14 protein-coding genes and 1 tRNA gene are annotated in these 15,330 nt (G+C 69.1%); 7 read left to right on the top strand and 8 right to left on the bottom strand.

What is annotated here, in order from left to right; genetic code table 11:
- Positions 1-67 precede the first annotated feature (67 nt).
- Positions 68-1,225: an SIS domain-containing protein gene (locus ABE505_RS12785; protein ID WP_346444608.1), complete on the top strand. Its 1,158-nt coding sequence runs from the start codon at positions 68-70 to the stop codon at positions 1,223-1,225.
- Positions 1,226-1,283: 58 nt separating this feature from the next.
- Here ABE505_RS12785 and ABE505_RS12780 read toward each other — a convergent pair whose 3' ends face one another.
- Positions 1,284-1,841 carry a DUF3228 family protein gene (locus ABE505_RS12780; RefSeq protein WP_346444606.1) on the bottom strand — a complete coding sequence of 186 codons (558 nt, stop codon included), beginning with the start codon at positions 1,839-1,841 and terminating at the stop codon, positions 1,284-1,286.
- 82 nt (positions 1,842-1,923) lie between these two features.
- Positions 1,924-3,627 (bottom strand): malate dehydrogenase (quinone), encoded by a 1,704-nt coding sequence (gene mqo, locus ABE505_RS12775; RefSeq protein ID WP_346444604.1) that lies wholly within the window; start codon positions 3,625-3,627, stop codon positions 1,924-1,926.
- 192 nt (positions 3,628-3,819) lie between these two features.
- Between mqo and metF the strand changes: the two genes are divergently transcribed.
- Positions 3,820-4,644 (top strand): methylenetetrahydrofolate reductase [NAD(P)H], encoded by an 825-nt coding sequence (metF, locus tag ABE505_RS12770; protein ID WP_346444603.1) that lies wholly within the window; start codon positions 3,820-3,822, stop codon positions 4,642-4,644.
- Positions 4,645-4,685: 41 nt separating this feature from the next.
- Entirely contained in the window at positions 4,686-5,261 is a 576-nt protein-coding gene (locus ABE505_RS12765; protein ID WP_346444601.1) for a hypothetical protein, read from the top strand.
- Between the two features lie 73 nt (positions 5,262-5,334).
- Here the strand turns inward: ABE505_RS12765 and ABE505_RS12760 are convergent, their stop codons facing one another.
- From ABE505_RS12760 to ABE505_RS12740, 5 genes are all read right to left on the bottom strand, one after another.
- Positions 5,335-6,675, bottom strand: coding sequence for a HAMP domain-containing sensor histidine kinase (locus tag ABE505_RS12760; RefSeq protein ID WP_346444599.1), 1,341 nt, complete (start codon positions 6,673-6,675; stop codon positions 5,335-5,337).
- Positions 6,662-7,345: a response regulator transcription factor gene (locus ABE505_RS12755; protein WP_183426700.1), complete on the bottom strand. Its 684-nt coding sequence runs from the start codon at positions 7,343-7,345 to the stop codon at positions 6,662-6,664. The genes ABE505_RS12760 and ABE505_RS12755 overlap by 14 nt, the downstream gene beginning before the upstream one ends.
- Before the next feature lie 259 nt (positions 7,346-7,604).
- Positions 7,605-8,525 (bottom strand): 30S ribosomal protein S6--L-glutamate ligase, encoded by a 921-nt coding sequence (gene rimK, locus ABE505_RS12750; protein ID WP_346444597.1) that lies wholly within the window; start codon positions 8,523-8,525, stop codon positions 7,605-7,607.
- A gap of 106 nt (positions 8,526-8,631) precedes the next feature.
- Positions 8,632-8,705 (bottom strand) — tRNA-Gly (locus ABE505_RS12745).
- A gap of 79 nt (positions 8,706-8,784) precedes the next feature.
- A complete protein-coding gene (locus ABE505_RS12740; protein WP_346444596.1) occupies positions 8,785-10,626 on the bottom strand; it encodes an autotransporter domain-containing protein in 1,842 nt (613 codons plus the stop codon).
- 174 nt (positions 10,627-10,800) lie between these two features.
- Between ABE505_RS12740 and thiS the strand changes: the two genes are divergently transcribed.
- The 4 genes from thiS (at position 10,801) to ABE505_RS12720 (ending at position 14,937) form a co-directional block, all read left to right on the top strand.
- Positions 10,801-11,001 carry a sulfur carrier protein ThiS gene (thiS, locus tag ABE505_RS12735; protein WP_346444594.1) on the top strand — a complete coding sequence of 67 codons (201 nt, stop codon included), beginning with the start codon at positions 10,801-10,803 and terminating at the stop codon, positions 10,999-11,001.
- Between the two features lie 375 nt (positions 11,002-11,376).
- Entirely contained in the window at positions 11,377-12,177 is an 801-nt protein-coding gene (locus ABE505_RS12730) for a thiazole synthase (protein ID WP_346444592.1), read from the top strand.
- A gap of 10 nt (positions 12,178-12,187) precedes the next feature.
- Positions 12,188-12,925 (top strand): tRNA (guanosine(46)-N7)-methyltransferase TrmB, encoded by a 738-nt coding sequence (trmB, locus tag ABE505_RS12725; RefSeq protein ID WP_346444591.1) that lies wholly within the window; start codon positions 12,188-12,190, stop codon positions 12,923-12,925.
- 161 nt (positions 12,926-13,086) lie between these two features.
- Positions 13,087-14,937, top strand: coding sequence for an SLC13 family permease (locus ABE505_RS12720; RefSeq protein ID WP_346444590.1), 1,851 nt, complete (start codon positions 13,087-13,089; stop codon positions 14,935-14,937).
- 31 nt (positions 14,938-14,968) lie between these two features.
- Here ABE505_RS12720 and ABE505_RS12715 read toward each other — a convergent pair whose 3' ends face one another.
- Positions 14,969-15,319 carry a Rieske (2Fe-2S) protein gene (locus ABE505_RS12715; RefSeq protein ID WP_346444589.1) on the bottom strand — a complete coding sequence of 117 codons (351 nt, stop codon included), beginning with the start codon at positions 15,317-15,319 and terminating at the stop codon, positions 14,969-14,971.
- Positions 15,320-15,330: the final 11 nt, after the last annotated feature.

Raw genomic sequence — 15,330 nt, 5'->3', positions numbered from 1 at the left:
CCCGCCGCCCTCGTGATGGCCCACATCGCCATCGCCCTCGACGACTACCGCCATGCCTGCGTCCCCGATGCCCAGTCCTGACCTTCTTGGCCTGCCCGAACCCGACCTGGCCGCCAGCGGCGCGCTGTGGACCGCGCGCGAGATCGAACAGCAGCCGCGCATGCTCCTGCGCACCCAGGCGCTGGTCGCCGGGATGGCCGAGCAGCTCGCCGCCTTCATCGCGCCGGTGTCGGGCGACCCGACGGCGCGGGTGATCCTGACCGGCGCCGGTACCTCGGCCTATATCGGCGAATGCCTGGCACCGTGGCTCGACCGGACCCTCGCTGCGCGCGTCGACGCGGTGCCCACGACCGACCTGGTCAGCGCGCCGCGGCTGTATCTCGATCCCGGCCGGCCGCTGCTGCTGGTGTCCTTCGGGCGCTCGGGCAACAGCCCCGAGAGCGTGGCGGCGATCGAACTGGCCGAGGCGCTGGTCGCCGATGTGCGCCACCTGGTGGTGACCTGCAACGTCGACGGCGCGCTGGGCCGGGTCGCGGTGCAGCGGTCGATGACCCTGCTGCTGCCGCCCGAAACCCACGACGTCAGCTTCGCGATGACCTCGAGCTTCAGCTGCATGATGCTCGCGACACTGGCCGCGCTGGGCGGGCCGCACGCCCTGGAGACGCGCGTGCACGCGATGGCGTCGGCCACCGAAGCCGTGCTGCAGCAGGCGCGCGGGCTGACCCAGGAGCTGGCACTGTGCGGGTTCGAGCGCGTGGTGTATCTGGGCAGCGCACTGTTCAAGGGCCTGGCGCGCGAGGCCGCGCTCAAGCTGGGCGAACTGACCAACGGCGCGATCGCGACCTGCTTCGAATCGCCGATGGGTTTCCGCCACGGCCCCAAGACCTTCGTCACCGCACGCACGCTGGTGGTGGTGTTCGTGTCCAACGACCCGCTGACCCGGCGCTACGATCTCGACCTGCTCGATGAACTGCGCGGCGATGGCGTGGCCGCGCGCGTGATCGAGGTCACCGCCGCCGACCCGCATGGCCCGGCGCGCGATGCGGTGCGCGTGACCGGACTCGCGCGCGCCCACGATCTCGACCTGCTGTGGCCCTATGTCGCGGTGGCGCAGCTGTTCGCGTTCCACGCCTCGCGGGCGCTGGGCGTGCGGCCCGACAGCCCGAATGCGCAGGGCACGGTGAACCGTGTCGTCCAGGGCGTGCGCTTGTACCCGCTGCCGTAAGTCCTCGGCGGTGCGGGCGCGATGCCACGACGCGATGGCAGCCTCGGCGCCCGCGCGATCAGGGACGCCAGTTGGCGTTGCGTTCCCAGAACGCGACGCTGCGCCGATAGGCCTCCGGGTCCAGCGGCACACCCGAACCGCCCTCTTCGACCCCAAGCGCGTTGCGCATCATCGTGATCGGCGCCATCGGGATCTCCGCCGGCTCGGCGGTGTACAGACAGCCGACCACGCCCCAGTCGGCGTCGATCGGCGCGCCCTCCTTCGCCACTTGCTCGGCGCTGTAGAGGATCACCACCAGATACGCCGCGCGCGGCGGGGTCACCCCCTCGAACCAGCGCACCAGCACCGGCAACTCGGCCGTATTGCGCGCTTCGTAGGCCGAGCGCAGCAGATGCCGGTTCGCCTCGGTGATCGGCACGGTCAGGCAACGCGTCGACGTCCAGTTGCGATGCACATGCAGCTTGCAGAACGGCGCATAGCCGTCGAGCACCGCGACCGGCGCCTGCGCGTTGAGATGCGCCTCGAAGGCCTCGGGCGTCGTGTCCTGGATCGTGTTGGCGCGCGGAACGCGGGGAAACAGACGGGGACGGGCGAAAGGTGTGAGAACGATGGACATCGGGGCATGACGCTGGCGGTGCGACAGCGTACCGCCGCACGCCGCGAAAGAGGAGGCGGCCACAGGCGCCGCCCCCATCCGGTCACAGTGCCTGCATGCGCCGATCGAGCGCGGCCTCGTCCGGCCCTTCGTCCGGGCCGTGCAGCTCGTCGTTCGCGGCGGGCGGCTGCCCGTCGCCGACCGCGGCCGGCGGGACTTCGAGGTAGGGCAGATGCAACACGCGACTGGTCATGCCGCGAATGCGGTTGGTCAGCGCCACATCGGTGTTCAGCGACTGCCCGTACGAAGGCACGATGGCCTGGATCCGATCGCGCCACGCCCCGTCCATGCGCTCGGGATAGGCACGCCGCAGCACGTCGAGCATGATCTTGGGCGAGGTCGATGCGCCGGGCGAGGCCCCCAGCAACGCCGCGATGCTGCCGTCGGCGTCGGTCACGATCTCGGTGCCGAACTGCAGGATCGCGCCCTTGTGCGGATCGCGCTTGATGACCTGCACGCGCTGCCCTGCAGTGACCAGACGCCAATCGGCCGGCGCGGCACCGGGGTAGTACTTCTGCAACTCCGCGAACCGGTCGGCATCCGACAACCGCGCCTGCTGGATCAGATAGCCCACCAAGTCGCGATTCTCGGCGCCGACGCGCAGCATACCGGTCACGTTGTGATTGTTGACCGACGAGAACAGGTCGAACCACGAGCCGTGTTTGAGAAACCGCGTGCTCTGCAACGCGAACGGGCCGAACAGCAGTACCGGCTTGCCGTCGAGCCTGCGTGCATCCAAGTGCGGCACCGACATCGGCGGCGAGCCCTCGTCGGCCTTGCCGTAGGCCTTCACGTCGTGGCGTGCGGTGACCGCGGGATTGTCGGTTGCCAGGAACTGGCCGCCGACCGGGAAGCCGCCATAGTTGGCGGCTTCGGGGATGCCCGAATGCTGCAACAGCGTCAGTGCCGCGCCGCCGGCGCCGACGAACACGAACCGGGTGCGGATCGAACGCGTCCGGTCGCTCACCAGGTCGTGCACGGCGACCGTCCAATTGCCATCGTCCTCCCGTTGCAGCTTGCGCACCTCGTGGCGCAGGTGCAGGCCGAACCGGGGACTGCGCGCCAGCGCCTGCGTCAGCTGCCGGGTGATCACGCCGAAGTTGACGTCGGTACCCAGCGGCATCCAGGTCGCGGCGATCCGCTGGGCCGGGTCCCGCCCTTCCATCATCAGCGGTGCCCAGCGCGCGATCTGCGCCGGGTCCTCCGAATAGGCCATGCCGTGGAACAACGGCTCCTTGGACAGCGCCGCGTGACGGCGACGCAGATAGTCGATGTTGGCGTCGCCCCAGACGAAGCTCATGTGCGGGGTCGGATTGATGAAATCGGTGGGCGTCCCCAATCGCCCAGCCTCGACCTGATGGGACCAGAACTGGCGCGAGATCTCGAACTGCTCGGCGATGTCGACCGCACGCGCGGTCTCGATCGAGCCGTCCTCGCGCTCGGGCGTGTAGTTGAGTTCAGCGAACCCCGAGTGGCCGGTGCCGGCATTGTTCCAACCGTCCGAGCTCTCCAGCGCGACGCCGTCCAGACGTTCGTAGATCTCGATCCGCCAGTCGGGTTCGAGTTCCTGCAGGTAGGTGGCCAGGGTGACGCTCATGATCCCGGCGCCGATCAGCACCACATCGACCGGCTCGGCATTCTCGGGTTCCGGCGGCGCGCGTTCGAACAGCGGCCAGTACAGGAACACGCCGACTGCGATCGCGAGCACGACGACAATGCCGACGGCCACCCTGAAGAACTTTTTCATTTCGGACTCCTCGAACGACAGGCATCGGACGCGCCCGGACCGGGTCGCCGCGTGCGACGTCCTGGCGGGAGCCTAGTGAGCTCCGCGTCAAGCCGATGGGAACGCCCCCGCCCGCCCCTCCTTGCCACAATCTCTTATATCCATCGCGATAAAGAGATATGCTTTTTGCCTCACCTCCGTTCCAGGTCGCGCATGATCCCGATCAGCTTCGAGTTCTACCCGCCCAAGACCGACGAGCAACGCCAGCAGTTGCACCGGACGGCCGGGAAGCTCGCCGCGTATGGTCCCGAATACGTGTCCTGCACCTTCGGCGCCGGCGGCTCGACCCTGAGCCACACGCCCGAGACCGTGCGCCGGCTCAAGCAGCAACACGGGCTGGAGGCGGCCCCGCATCTGTCGTGCGTCGGTGGCAGCCGCGAGGAGATCCGCGAGCTGCTCAAGCTCTATCGCGCGATCGGCTGCACCCGCATCGTCGCGCTGCGCGGCGACCTGCCCTCGGGCATGGGCCAACCCGGCGACCTGCGCCATGCCTCGGACCTGGTCGCGTTCATCCGCAGCGAGTTCGGCGACCGCTTCCGCATCGAGGTCGGCTGCTACCCGGAAGTGCATCCGCAGGCCGAGGACGCCCGTCGGGACCTGGCGCACTTCAAGGCCAAGATCGATGCCGGCGCCGATGCGGCGATCACCCAGTACTTCTACAACGCCGACGCCTACTTCCACTTCGTCGACAACGCGCGCCGCGCGGGCGTCGAAGTCCCGATCGTGCCGGGCATCATGCCGATCTCCAACTTCAGCCAGCTGCGCAGATTCTCGGAAGCCTGCGGCGCGGAGATCCCGCGCTGGATGCAGCGCAGCATGGCGGCCCACGGCGACGACGTGGCAGCGATCCGCGCGCTTGGCGCGGACATCGTCACCCGCCTGTGCGAACGGCTGATCGCCGGCGGCGCGCCGGCGTTGCATTTCTACACGCTCAACCTGGCCAAGCCGACCCAGGCCATCCTCTCCCGCCTGGCCTGAGGTCACTGTCGCGGTCACTGACCAGGCGCTAGGCTGCGCCGATGCCGCGCCACGCCGTCACGCTGCTGCTTCCGCTGCTCGCCGTCGTCGCCGCGACGCCTGGCAAGATGGCGCATGCCCAGATCCGGCGCTGTGTCGCGCCCGACGGCGGCACCGTCTACACCGACCGGGCCTGCAGCGCGGTCGGTGCGACGACCGGTCCCAAGCGGGGCGCAGGCACGGCCGCAGTCACCGCCTACCGCAGCGGGTGCCAGCGCCACCTGCGCGGCCTGATCCAGGAATTGAGCTACGCGATCGACAGCCGCGACACCAACCGCCTGGCCTCGCTCTACCACTGGCGCGGCATCAGCAGCGCCGGCAGCGATCGGATCCTCGACCGGCTGGACACGATCGCGCAGCAGCCGCTGGTGGACATCGTCGCGCAGCGACCCGCCCCCACAACGCGCACGCCGGGGGGGTTCGCAGGCTGGACCGGCGTGCAGGACCTGCCAGCCAGCACGCGCGTACAGCCCCCGTCCTCGCTGCGCGTGACCCAGACCGGCCGCGGCGGCACCGGTGCGTCGCAGACCGTGTTCTCGCTGCACCGCCATTTCGACTGCTGGTGGATCCGGCTCTAGCGTCACGCGCCGCAGCACGCATGCTCGTCGACAGCCCCGGAGGCGGCAGGAGGCGATCCCTATGCGACGCAGCTCAGTCGGGCCGGAACGACAGGGTCGCCACGACCCCGCGGACCACCCCGGGCACCACCCGCACCTGCCAGCCGTAGAGATCGCACAGCCGGCGTACGATCGACAGGCCGATCCCGCCGCCCTGCGAGTGCTCGGCGTGCGTACCGCGATACCCGCGCTCGAACAGCCGGGCCGCGTCCTCCGCGCTCAGGCCCGGACCACTGTCGGCAACCTCCACGGTGTGCGCATGGACGCGCACGACCACTTCGCCTTCCTGGGTGTACTTGATCGCATTGCCGACCAGGTTGCCCAGTGCCACGGTGACGGCGGCCTCGGGCGCATCGACGACGAGCGCTTGCTCGGCCTCCAGGCGCAGCACCAGCGGCTTGCCGACCAGTTGCGGCCGGTGGGCATCGAACAACTGCTCGACGACGCGGCCGATGTCGGTCGCGCCGTGACCGCGCTCCTCGCGCGAGAGCAGCAACAACGCACTGATCAGATCGGTGCACTGCTGCTCGGCACGCTGGATGCGCAGCAGCCGTGTCCGGGTCTTCTCGTCCAGGTCCGGCCTTGACAGCAACAACTCCACTGCGCCCTTGATGACCGCCAATGGCGTGCGCAGTTCATGGCTGACGTCAGCGTTGAACTCGCGGTCGCGCTGCACCACTTCGGTCAGCCGGAACGCGTAGTCGTCCAGCGCGCTGGCCAGTTGCCCGACCTCGTCGTCGGGAAAATGCGGCGCCAGCGCTTGCGGCCGCGAACTGTCGCCCGAGCGGCTGAGCCGCTTGGCCAGTTCCGAGACCGGGCTCATCACGCGCGCTGCCGACCACCAGCCGATCAGCAGCGACAGCAGCGAGACCAGCACCACCGAGCCGAAGATCGCCCGCTGGAACTGGGTCGCGCCACGCATGGTCTCGGTCATGTCGTAGGCGAGGAAGAACCACTCGTCGGGCATTTTGCGCACGGCGAGCTTGTAGGCGAACGGCGTACCGTCCTCGTCGATGCCGCTGAGGTTGTGGATGCCATCACCCAGGTCGTACCAGTCGGGCTGCTCCTGGCGCAGTTGCTCGAAGCGGTCACGGCGAATCACCCGGCCCTGGATCTGCTGCACTGGCGCTGCCGGATTGCGTGTCGGATCGACGTAGTAGCGCCGCGCGTACTCGTCGATATTGCGATTCATCAGGTCCTCGACCAGCGCCGTCTCGACACGATCTCGGGCTTCCTGGGTCAGGAACGCGAACAGGGTCGTGAGCCCGAGCCCGAGCAACACGAACGACAGGATGATGCGGCTGCGCAGGCGCCGCCGGTAGCGGCGCTCGCGGACCCGGGCCGGGCGGCCCCCCGCGGCCTCAGTTGGCGGCATCGGGCACGGCGATCCGGTAGCCGATACCGTGCCGTGTCTGGATGTAGGGCGGATCGAACGGCTTGTCGACGACCGCGCGCAGGCCATGGATGTGCACGCGCAGCGAGTCGGAGTCCGGCAATTCCTCGCCCCAGACACGGGTCTCGAGCTCCTGGCGCGTGACCACTGCCGGCGAAGCCTCCATCAGCGACTGCAGGATCTTGAGCGCGGTGGGGTTGAGCTGCAGCAGCTTGCCCTGGCGGCGCACCTCGAGCGTGTCGAGGTTGTACTCGAGCTCACCGACCTCCAGCACGCGCGTGTGCGCGCCCTTGCCGCGCCGCGACAGCGCATTGAGCCGGACCTCGACCTCCTGCAGCGCGAACGGCTTGACTAGATAATCGTCGGCGCCCGAGTCGAACCCGGCGAGCTTGTTGTCGAGGCTGTCGCGCGCGGTGAGCATCAGGACCGGCGTCTGCTTGCGCGCATCGTTGCGCAGCTTGCGGCAGACCTCCAGCCCATCCATGCCCGGCAGGTTGAGGTCGAGCACGATCGCATCGAAATCGTGGACCACCGCCAGATGCAGGCCGGTGACGCCGTCGGCGGCGAAGTCGACGGTGTGGCCGCGGTCCTCGAGGTAATCCCCGAGATTCGCGGCGATGTCCTGGTTGTCTTCGATGACGAGGATATGCATGTCGATTCGGATTCTCGGCTCGTGAGTGACGCGTCGCATCAGCGCCGCGCAGGGATGATGGCACAGCCCCATATGGTTCCATGCCGGTTGTCAGGACCACGCATACAAAAAGACCCGGACGTTGGCCGCCCGGGTCAAAGGAGTGTTGCCCCGATTGCCGTTATCCGCTGCGCCCGGCCGAAGCCGGGAGAGAGAGCGCAAGCGCATTCCGGATGCTCAGATTAGGGGTGGGATCCGTCGAAATACGGAAAAAAAACGTTCAGGTTCCGTTGGAGCCGCTGCGACGTGTCCGTCGCGGGCGTCCCGCCCCGACCCGTGCGGCCAGATGTTCGACGATGCCTCCGGCGATATCCTGCCCGGTTACCGCCTCGATGCCTTCCAGGCCCGGCGAGGCGTTGACCTCGAGCACCAGCGGCCCCCGGTCCGAACGGATCAAGTCGACCCCGGCGATCCCCAGACCGACCACCTGCGCGGCCCGCACCGCGACCGCCTGCTCTTCCTCAGTCGCCGCCACCGCACTCGCGCTGCCGCCGCGATGGAGGTTGGAGCGGAAGTCCCCCGCCGGTGCCTGCCGCTGCATCGCGCCGATGACCCGGTCGCCGACCACAAAGCAACGCAGGTCCGCGCCCTGGGCTTCGGCGATGAATTCCTGCACCAGGAAGTTGGCGTACAGGCCGCGCAGGGCCTCGACCGCGCCACGCGACGCCGAGGGCTTTTCGGTCAGCATGACACCGGCGCCCTGCATGCCTTCGTTGAGCTTGATCACGTGCGGCGGCGGGCCGAGCATCGCCAGCAGGTCGTCGGTGTCGTCGGGGTTGTCGCCAAACACCGTGACCGGCAGGCCGATGCCCTCGGCAGCCAGCAGTTGCTGGCAGCGCAGCTTGTCGCGCGCGCGTGCGAATGCCGCCGAGGGATTGGGCGCAAAGCTGCCCATTAACTCGAGCTGGTGCAGCACCGCGTTGCCATAGCGCGCCACCGAGGTGCCGAAGCGCGGGATTACCGCATCGAAGGCCTCGATCGGGCGCCCCTTGTAGCGCAGCGAAAAGCCTTCGCTGCTGATGCGCATGTAGCAGCGCAGCGGATCGAGCACGCGCACGGTGTGCCCGCGCGTCCGTGCGGCCTCGACCAGCCGGCGCGTGGAATAGAGCTTGGTGTTGCGGGACAGGATCGCAAGCTTCATCGCAGGACCGGGCAAGCACGCGGCGCCGACGGGCCGCATCGAGGATCGACGGGAACAGCTGCAACGAAAACGGCGGCACCATCGCCGATGGTGCCGCCGCTGGAACTGGAGCGGGTGATGGGAATCGAACCCACGCTAGCAGCTTGGGAAGCTGCAGTTCTACCATTGAACTACACCCGCGCAGGGCCTCAGTCTATGCCGCCGCGGCGCGGCTTGGCAACGCCGCCGCGCGGGCGGCGGCGTGCCGGCCGCGCGGCGGTCAGAAGCCAGCGCCCAGGGTCGCGAACACCGTGGTGTGGCTGCCGGCCTTCTGACCGACCGTCAGGGTGGCGCCGACATTGGCATCCAGGCCGAACAGGCGCGCCTGGGTGCCGAGCGTCGCGGTGCCATAGCTGCGGTCGTAGCCGCGGGCCGGCACCGCATAGTCCAGCATCGAAGGCTGCGACTGCGCGCGGGCCCAGGCCTGGGTCGGCGCGTCCTCGAACTCACGATCGACCGTCAGCCGCGCATACGGCCTCACGCCGCCATCGCCGGCATAGGCGAACTGCCAACCGGCGCTGCCAATCAACGAGTCGATGTCCTGCGAGGGGTAGGCCAGCGAAGTGGACATCGCCGGATCGCTCTCGGCGAAGCCGTCGACCTCGATGCGCTGCCCCACCAGCGACAGCACCGGCCCATGCTCCAGCGGGCCATTGCCGAAGGTCCAGCCGGCATACAGCGCAGCGGTCGTGTTGCTGCCGTCGGCCTGGCCGCTGTGCACTCGCGTGGCCGGCCCGATCTGCACGGCGCGGTCGGTGTCGAAGTCCAGCCAGCTGTAGCTCAGCTGCAGGTTCACCCAGCCGCCGGCCGCGCTGCGCCAATGCGCGAAGCCGCCGACGGTCGCCTCGCTCTGGTCCCAGCTGCCGCGGCGCAGGCCCCAGTCGTTGCCTTGCCGGCCGTAGCCGACGAAGCCGCCGAAGGTCGCGGTGCCCATCGTCCAGTCCAGACCGGCGGTCAGTGCCGGGCCGACGCCATCGTAGGTGTCGCCATGGTCGTAACGCTGCATGTCGGCGCGCACGTCGGCCCACCAGCGGCGGCCCTCGACCGGCACGGCGGCCAGGCTCATCCGGTTGGCGACGCGATCGGCACGCGCGCGGCCGGTCATCGACGCCGACTGCGGCAGCACGGCGATCTGCTGCGGGCCGTCGATCATCGACACGGCCAGATCGGCGATCATCGCCTGCGCGCGGCTGGCCGGGTGCACGCCGTCCGCGAACAGATAGGTGTCGGCCGCGTCGGGCGCAACCAGCGAGTTCGGATTGCAGAACAGCGACGAGGCACCTGCAGGGGCGCAGGCGACCGACGTGACGTTGGTGAAGCCGTAGCGCGCGGGATCGGCGACCACTTCCTGCAGGAAGTGGAAGGTGTCGACCGGGATCACCCGCAGGCCCTGGGAAGCGAGGCCGCCGTACAGCGCATCGTTGTAGGCCGCCGACAGCGCGGTGCCCTGCGCCATCGCCGCAGCGCCACCGGCCCGGAACTGCGGGGTCAGCCCGACGTCCGGGATCGACGGCACCAGCACATAACGCGCGCCCGCGCCCTGCAGGGCGCCGACCAGGCCGACCTGCGCGGTCACCGCCGCGCCGATGATCTGCTGCGCCTGGCCGGGGTTGGCCGCCACCGCGAACAGATCGTTGGCGCCGCCCCAGACCGAATACAGCGCATCGGCATCGGCGCGGCCGCCATTGGCCGACAGGTACGTGCGCATCTGGGTCGCCAGCGAAGGCGTCGCACCGAGGGCGCCCTCGGTATCGATCGCGACGCGGGCACCGCCGACGGCATAGTTGTCGCCGGTCTGGCCGTTGCCATTGGCACTGGCGTTGGTGCCGTAGCGATCGGCCACGTGCTCGGCCCAAGTCAGGCCGGGGTTGGTCGTGAACCGGCCAAGGATCGCAGTCTGTGGCCCGACCTCGCGCACCAGCACCGGCCGGAAGTAGCCGGAATCGGTCAGGCTGTCGCCGAAGAACACGGTGCGGGAAAAGGTGTCGGCGGCGAGCGCCGGAACGGCCGCTGCGGCAAGCGCGACGGCAAGGGCGGCACGGATCGGCCTGGACGACGACATGGGGGACTCTCCTGAAAAAGGGCGGCGATTATCCGCCCGTTGGCGACCGGGCCCCGTACGGGACCGCATTGCCGCGATGATCCCGCCACACGTCGGGCGCAGCACGCCGCACTGCGTCATGCCCGCTCGCGGGGGCAACGTGCGCCGCGCCCTGCGAACGGGGACAATCGCGGCATGAACATCCGACTCAACGGCGAAAACGCCGACATCGATCCGGGCAGCACGATCGCCGCCCTGCTGCAGGCCCAGGGACTGGGCGGGCGCCGCGTGGCGGTGGAGGTCAACGGCGAGATCGTCCCGCGTGGTCGCCATGACGCCCACGTCCTGACCGACGGCGACCACGTCGAGATCGTCCACGCCCTGGGCGGGGGGTGAGCGAATGCGCTTGTCCGAGCCATCCGGCTCGGACGCATTCGCGAACGCCCGCACACGGATGTGCGGGCCGGACAACCCGGCGCCGACACCGCAACGCCATGGATGGCAGACGCCCTGTTACAAGTGCCATGAGCGCTTGTCCGAGCCATCCGGCTCGGACGCACTTGCGAACGCCCGCACAGGGATGTGCGGGCCGGACAGCCCGGCGCCAGCACGACCGCGCCATGGACAGCAGCCACAGCGCATCTCGCGCCGTGGCGCCGATCCGATGCCATCAGGCATCGGATGCGGGGGCGAACGCCTTTCTAAGAACCGCTCGCGAACGCGCCGCGGTCGTCTCCGGCACACCCACGCCGCTTGGGCGATAATCCCGGCATGAGCATTCCTTCCCCCTCGCACGACGCCGGCCTCGTCGTCGCCGGCAAGACCTACCGTTCCCGCCTGCTGACCGGCACCGGCAAGTTCCAGGACCTCGAGCAGACCCGCCGCGCCACCGAGGCGGCCGGCGCACAGATCGTCACCGTCGCGATCCGCCGCACCAACATCGGCCAGAATCCCGGCGAGCCCAACCTGCTCGACGTGCTGCCGCCCGACCGCTACACGATCCTGCCCAATACCGCCGGTTGCTACACCGCCGAAGAAGCCGTGCGCACCTGCCGCCTGGCCCGCGAACTCCTCGACGGCCACAACCTGACCAAGCTCGAGGTGCTGGGTGACCAGCGCACGCTGTTCCCCGACGTGGTGCAGACGCTCAAGGCCGCCGAGCAACTGGTCGCCGACGGCTTCGAGGTCATGGTCTACACCTCCGACGATCCGATCCTGGCCAAGCGTCTGGAGGAGATCGGCTGCGTGGCGGTGATGCCGCTGGCCGCGCCGATCGGCTCGGGCTTAGGGATCCAGAACCGCTACAACCTGCTGGAGATCGTCGAGAACGCGAAGGTGCCGATCATCGTCGACGCCGGTGTCGGCACCGCCTCGGATGCGGCGATCGCGATGGAGCTGGGCTGCGACGGCGTGCTGATGAACACGGCGATCGCCGGGGCCCGCGACCCGGTGCTGATGGCCTCGGCAATGCGCAAGGCCGTCGAGGCCGGCCGCGAAGCCTTCCTGGCCGGACGCATCCCGCGCAAGCGCTTCGCCAGCGCCTCGTCGCCGGTCGACGGCCTGGTCGCCTGACGCCTGCGCGATGACAGACCCGTTCTCCAGCGAAGGGGCCAAGGCGCCGCCCAAGCCGTTCACGGTGACCGAAGGCCGGCGCGAGGTGCGCAGCTTCGTGTTGCGCCAGGGCCGGTTCACACCCGCGCAGCAGCGCGCATTCGACGAGGCCTGGCCGCGCTTCGGCCTGGACTACACCGGCACGCCGCGCGACCTCGACGCCGTGTTCGGACGGCAGGCCTTGCGGATCCTGGAGATCGGCTTCGGCAACGGCGAAGCGCTGCGCCATTCGGCGCGGATGGATGCGGCACGCGACCACATCGGCATCGAAGTGCATGCACCGGGCGTCGGCCGTGTGCTCAACGGCCTGGCCGAGGACGGCAGCGACCACGTGCGTGTGTACCACCACGACGCGGTCGAGGTGCTGCGCAACGAGATCGCCGACGGCGCGCTCGACGAGATCCGGATCTACTTCCCCGACCCCTGGCACAAGAAGCGCCACAACAAGCGCCGACTGGTGCAGCCGACGTTCGCCGCGCTGCTGGTGACCAAGCTCCGCGCGGGCGGCCGCCTGCACCTGGCGACCGACTGGCAGGACTATGCCGAACAGATGTGGGACGTGCTCGACGCCACACCCGGCCTGCGCAACCGCGCCGGCCCGCGCGGCCACGTGCCGCGTCCGCCGTGGCGCCCGCAGACGCATTTCGAGAGCCGCGGCCTGAAGCTGGGCCACGGGGTCTGGGATCTGATCTACGACCGGGATCCGTAATCGGTGATGGGTGACTGGGACCAGCAGGGCGCGCCCCCGGCACGGAAGCACACCGGCTTCCGCCGTTCCTCTTCGCGTCGGAAAGCGTGTCACCGGCGCCCGGGCCCGCCGGGAACGGTGCGCATCCAATCACCCGCCGCCACGGCCCCGTCACCGCGCTGATGGATACCGGACTCGCGCTCACCACCGACATGAAGATCGTCCTGGCCCTGGTGGGCCTGACGATGGTGCTGTTCCTGTTCCAGCGCGTACGCGCCGACCTGGTCGCCCTGGTGGTGCTGGTGATGCTGGGACTGACCGGCCTGGTGGCGCCCGAGGACGTCTTCAACGGCTTTTCCTCCAACGCGGTGATCAGTGTCATCGCGACCATGATTCTGGGCATGGGGCTGGACCGGACCGGCGCCCTCAACCGCCTCGCCGGCTGGCTGTTGCGACGGGCACGCGGCATGGAGAACCGCCTGTTGCTGCTGACCGCAGCCACCGCCGGCCTCAATTCGTCGGTCATGCAGAACCCATCGGTGATGGCGCTGTACATGCCGGTCGCGGCCCGGCTGGCCTCGCGCTCAGGGCTACGCCTGGCGCAGATCCTGCTGCCGGTCTGCGTGGCCATCGTCATGGGTGGCGCGCTGACCATGGTCGGCACCTCGCCGCTGATCCTGCTCAACGACCTGCTGACCGCGGCCAACGCGAACATGCCCTCCGGCGCGGCGACACTGGAATCGCTGAACATGTTCGCGCCGTTGCCGATCGGCCTGGCGCTGCTGATCGCCGGGCTCGCCTACTTCCATTTCTTCGGCAACCGGCAGTTGGGCGAACTGAGCGACGGCGGCGACGGCCCGGTGACCCCGGCGCGCACCCAGAGCTACTTCGCCAGTGCCTACGGCATCGAAGGCGACGTCTTCGAGCTCGTGGTCACTGCAGAAAGTCCGCTGGTGGGGATGACGTTTGCCGAGGCCGAGGCGATCCACCACGCGCCGCTGCTGCTGGCGCTCAAGTCGGAGAACGAGTCGCGCCTGGCACCGCCGGCCGACTCACGCATCTGGGTGGGCAGCGTGCTCGGCGCGATGGGCCCCCGGCAGCAGGTGGCCGACTTCGCGCAGAACCAGTTCCTGCGCATGAGTTCGCGCCTGCGGCACTTCGGCGACCTGTTCAATCCCAGTCGCGCCGGCATCGCCGAGGCGGTGATCCCGCCGACCTCGAAGTTCATCGGCAAGTCGGCCGCCGAACTGAGCCTGGGCAGGAAGTACGGCGTCCGCCTGCTGGCGATCAATCGCGATAAGACGGTGCTGCGCGAGAACGTGCGCAAGATGACCCTGCGCGCCGGTGACATGCTGGTGCTGCACAGCATCTGGCAGGACCTGGCGCGCACCGCCAAGTCGCTCGATTTCCTGATCGTGACCGACTATCCCAAGGGCGAGCAGCGGCCGCACAAGTTCAAGATCGCGATGGCGATCTTCGCCGTGACGATGCTGATCGCGCTGTCCTCGCGCATTCCCACCTCGGTCGCGCTGATGACCGGCGTGGCGGGCATGCTGGTGTTCGGCGTGCTGAAGATGGACGAGGCCTACAGCGCGATCAACTGGAAGACCGTGTTCCTGATGGCCTGCCTGATCCCGCTGGGCTGGGCGATGGACTCCAGCGGCGCGGCAGCCTGGGTCGCCGGCCACAGCATCGAGCGGCTGCCGACCGGCCTGCCGGTCTGGCTGCTCGAGATCGCGGTCGCGCTGCTGACCACCGCGTTCTCGCTGGTCATCAGCCACGTCGGCGCGACGATCGTCGTGGTGCCGCTGGCGATCAATCTGGCGCTGGCCGCCGGCGGCAACCCGACCGCATTTGCACTGATCGTCGCACTGTCGGCCTCCAACAACTTCGTCACCCAGTCCAATCCGGTGATGTCGATGATCATTGGCCCGGCCGGCTACACGGCCAAGCAACTGTGGCGGATCGGATTGCCGATCTCGCTGATGTACACCGCGATCGTGGTGCTGATGGTCAACCTGCTGTTCCACTGACGCGGCCGCCCCCCCCCGGCGCCGACGGCAATCAGCCCAGCAGCACCTGCCCTTCGCGCACCTGCACCGCCACGGCACGCAGCGCTTCGCCCTTGCACGGCCCGGCGACGCACACGCCATCGGCGGTACTGAAACTCGCGCCATGCGCCGCGCAGACCAGATGGCCGTCCTTGGAGGCCAGGAACTGACCGGGCGCCCAGTCGAGACGACGGCCGGCATGCGGACAGATATTGAGCCAGGCGCGCACCTCACTGCCGTAGCGGTGCAACACCAGCGACTCGGCCTCCCCGTCGACCACACCTTCGACCTCCGCAAAGCCGCCATCGGCGATCGCATCGAGCGCGAGCAAGCGGGCGTCGTCACATGGATTTAACGAAGGCATTACAACTCCAG

The organism is Luteimonas sp. TWI382, from assembly GCF_039674545.1.
In the GTDB taxonomy this organism is placed as follows: Bacteria; Pseudomonadota; Gammaproteobacteria; order Xanthomonadales; family Xanthomonadaceae; genus Luteimonas.
The sequence above is the reverse complement of the archived record's forward strand: the minus strand, read 5'-3'. Positions and strand labels throughout refer to the sequence as shown.